The sequence below is a fragment of the Roseateles sp. P5_B10 genome (assembly GCF_056400485.1).
Window position 1 is genome coordinate 1 of sequence record NZ_JBFULE010000696.1, and the last position, 2770, is coordinate 2770.

Below are 2770 nucleotides of genomic sequence, written 5' to 3' on the forward strand. Positions count from 1 at the left end.
GGCCAGCCCAGCCCGCACCCCATCCAGGGCATCGGCGCGGGCTTCATCCCGGCGGTGCTGGACACGGCGCTGCTGGACGGCGTCATCCAGGTCGAGGCCGAGGCCGCACGCGAATACGCCCGCCGCTGCGCCCGCGAGGAAGGCCTGCTCGTGGGTATCTCCAGCGGCGCGACGCTCGCGGCCATTGCGCAGAAGCTGCCCGAGCTGCCCGCGAATGCACGTGTGCTCGGCTTCAACTACGACACCGGCGAGCGCTACCTCTCGGTCGACGGCTTCCTGCCACAGACCTGAGCGCAGCGCCTCACTCGCCGGCGCCGACGTCGTCGTCGACGGCGCCCTCGTTGTCCTTGCGCGCCTGCCTGGCCAGTTCGGCCTTCAGCGGCTTCAGCGAATCGATCAGCGTCTCAGGCGGCTGCGGCGACACGAGGCGCAGCGCCGGCGGCGGCAGGCTGGCCAGATAGGGCGGGCCGAAGACGTATTGCTGTTCCTGGCGGCTGCCCACCTGCAGGCCCAGGAAGAGCAGCAGCAGGGCCGCAATGCCGCCGTTCAGGATGCGCCGCGCGCCCGGCCAGACCAGGCCGGCATGCCAGGCAACCAACGCCGCAGCGGCCACCGGCGTGGCCAGCGACTCCACCACCATCAGGCGCGGCCACGAGAAGGCATAGGCCACTGCCGGCAGCAGCCACTCCAGCACCTGCAGCGTGACGATGACGACCAGGGCACGGCGCAGATGCGTCGTGAACGGGAAGCGATGATGAAAGAGCTGGCTGGCCAGCGACCACAGCCCGGCCCAGCCGAGTACGAAGGCCAGCGGCCCGAGCAACGGCGAGGCGTAATCGATCCAGCGCGCGTCCGGGTCGACGGCGCTCCAGCGGTCCAGCCACTGGAAGAACACCAGAGAAAGCAGCAGCAGCGGCAGCAGAGCCCAGTGGCGCACCGGATGGATCACCATCAAATGCTCGGGCGCCAGCGCGTCGGCGCTGGTGCGCAGGCGCAGCGAGCAGCTCGCGAGTTGGAAGGCGCCGCCTTCGGGCAGCGTGGCCTCCTCGCCCGCGGCCAGGCGCTTGCCGGCGACGCTGCCGCCATTGCGGCTGTCCAGCAGCCTGAGATTGACACCCCCGCCGGGGGCGAGTTGCAGCTCGGCATGTTCCGCGGCGAGGTGGCCGTCGTCCAGCACGATGTCGCAGGCCGGCGAGCGGCCGATGCGCACCGGCCAGTGCGTCACGCGCTGCACCAGGGTCGCRCGGCCGTCGCGGCCCAGCAGTTCGACGACTGCGGCGTCAGGGATGGCAGGCATCACTTGGCTTTGCTGTTCGTCCACGCGAAGCCCTCCAGGTAATGCGMCGCCAGCTTGAGCGCGTTGTCGAAGCTGATGCCGCGGGCGTCGAAGCGGCCCAGGGCGCCTTCGGTGGGTGAGTCGACCGTCGTCACGAGCACGCTGAGGTCGTGCAGGCCGTCCAGCTTGCGGTAGGCGCGCAGGCAAACGACGGCTCGCAGCGGTAGTCCATCACGATCGACGAACTGCTCCTTGCAGTACGGCGCGGTGCGCGACTTGTCGGCGCTCCCCAGGCGCTCGTTGCGAAAGCTCCCCGTGTACTGGCGCGCAAAGCGCAGCGCCCCGAGCTTGCTGCCGTCATAGGCCTCATGGGACATGTCCAGCCAGCCCGTCTGCAGATTGCCGCTGACGAAGAGGGCGTGGTCCATGCGGCACTGCGAGCGTTCGAAGTCCAGGCCCTTGGTATCGGCCGAGGTGCCCCGCCCCCAGCAGCGCATGAAGTCCTGCTTGGGCACGGGCAGGCGGTAGCGGTCGTGATTGGCGCTCTCCCAAGGTGCGGCCAGGAAGCGCGTGACGAGCTCGTCCTGGTAGCGCGTCAACTGGTCGCGCAGCCGGCCCCAGGCCGCCGTGCGGATGGGTTTGGCGGCGAGGCTGCGCTTGACCAGGCTCTCGGCGAACTCGCCGGGCACGAGGAAGCTGACCTGTTGGGCGAACAGCAGCGTCGACACGTTGACGCCGACGACCAGGCCGTCCTCGTCCAGCACCGGGCCGCCGCTCATGCCGGGGTTGATGCCGCCGGCGTAATAGATCAGCGGGTCGAAGCTGCGCTCCACCAGGCCGTTGTAATTGCCCTCGACGACGGCGAAGGCCACGTCGTGCGGGTTGCCCATGGAGTAGATGCGCTCGCCCTTGGCCAGCGGCTGGTTCTGCGGGCGGAAGGTCAGCGCGCCGCGGCCCTTGAGCCCACCGCCCTTGCCGTCGTCGACGGCGCGCAGCAGCGCCAAGTCACGACGGGCGTCGAAGTCCAGCAGCTCCAGCGCCCCGCCCTGGCCGTCGGTCGTCGCGTAACGCAGCCGGTAGCTGTCGGGCTCCAGCGCGAACTGGCTGATGACGTGGTAGTTCGTGACGACATGGCCGTCATCGCTGACGAGGAAGCCCGAGCCGACCGAGGCCTGGCTGTCCTGGGTCTTGAGCAGCGTGCGGATCTGCAGCAGCTGGCCCTTGCTGCGCTCATACAGGCGCCGGGCGCTGGCGGACACGGTGGGGGGCTGCGCCTGTGGCTGCTGCGGGTTGGGCGCGGTGGCGGGCGCGGGCGGCGGCGATTGCGCAGCAGCGGCAAGGGCCAGGCCGGCGAACGCCGCACCCAGCAGGGACTTCAGACAGGACTTCAGCAAGCAGGACCTCCGGTGGAGGCCGCCGATGCTAGCCGCTTTGCGCACGACAGCCGCTCGTCACCGCGCAAGGCCCGTGAAGCATTCCGAATCATCCGTGGCC

3 protein-coding genes are annotated in these 2770 nt (G+C 70.1%); 1 reads left to right on the top strand and 2 read right to left on the bottom strand.

The window, feature by feature from the left end; translation table 11 throughout:
* Nucleotides 1–291: pyridoxal-phosphate dependent enzyme (locus AC1DU6_RS26135; protein WP_477860680.1), on the top strand; the 291-nt coding region annotated here is incomplete at its 5' end.
* A 10-nt stretch (nucleotides 292–301) separates the two neighbouring features.
* Here AC1DU6_RS26135 and AC1DU6_RS26140 read toward each other — a convergent pair.
* Nucleotides 302–1297 carry an FHA domain-containing protein gene (locus tag AC1DU6_RS26140; RefSeq protein WP_457324570.1) on the bottom strand — a complete coding sequence of 332 codons (996 nt, stop codon included), beginning with the start codon at nucleotides 1295–1297 and terminating at the stop codon, nucleotides 302–304.
* Nucleotides 1297–2670 (bottom strand): S1 family peptidase, encoded by a 1374-nt coding sequence (locus AC1DU6_RS26145; protein ID WP_477860682.1) that lies wholly within the window; start codon nucleotides 2668–2670, stop codon nucleotides 1297–1299. The genes AC1DU6_RS26140 and AC1DU6_RS26145 overlap by 1 nt, the downstream gene beginning before the upstream one ends.
* Between the last annotated feature and the right edge of the window lie 100 nt (nucleotides 2671–2770).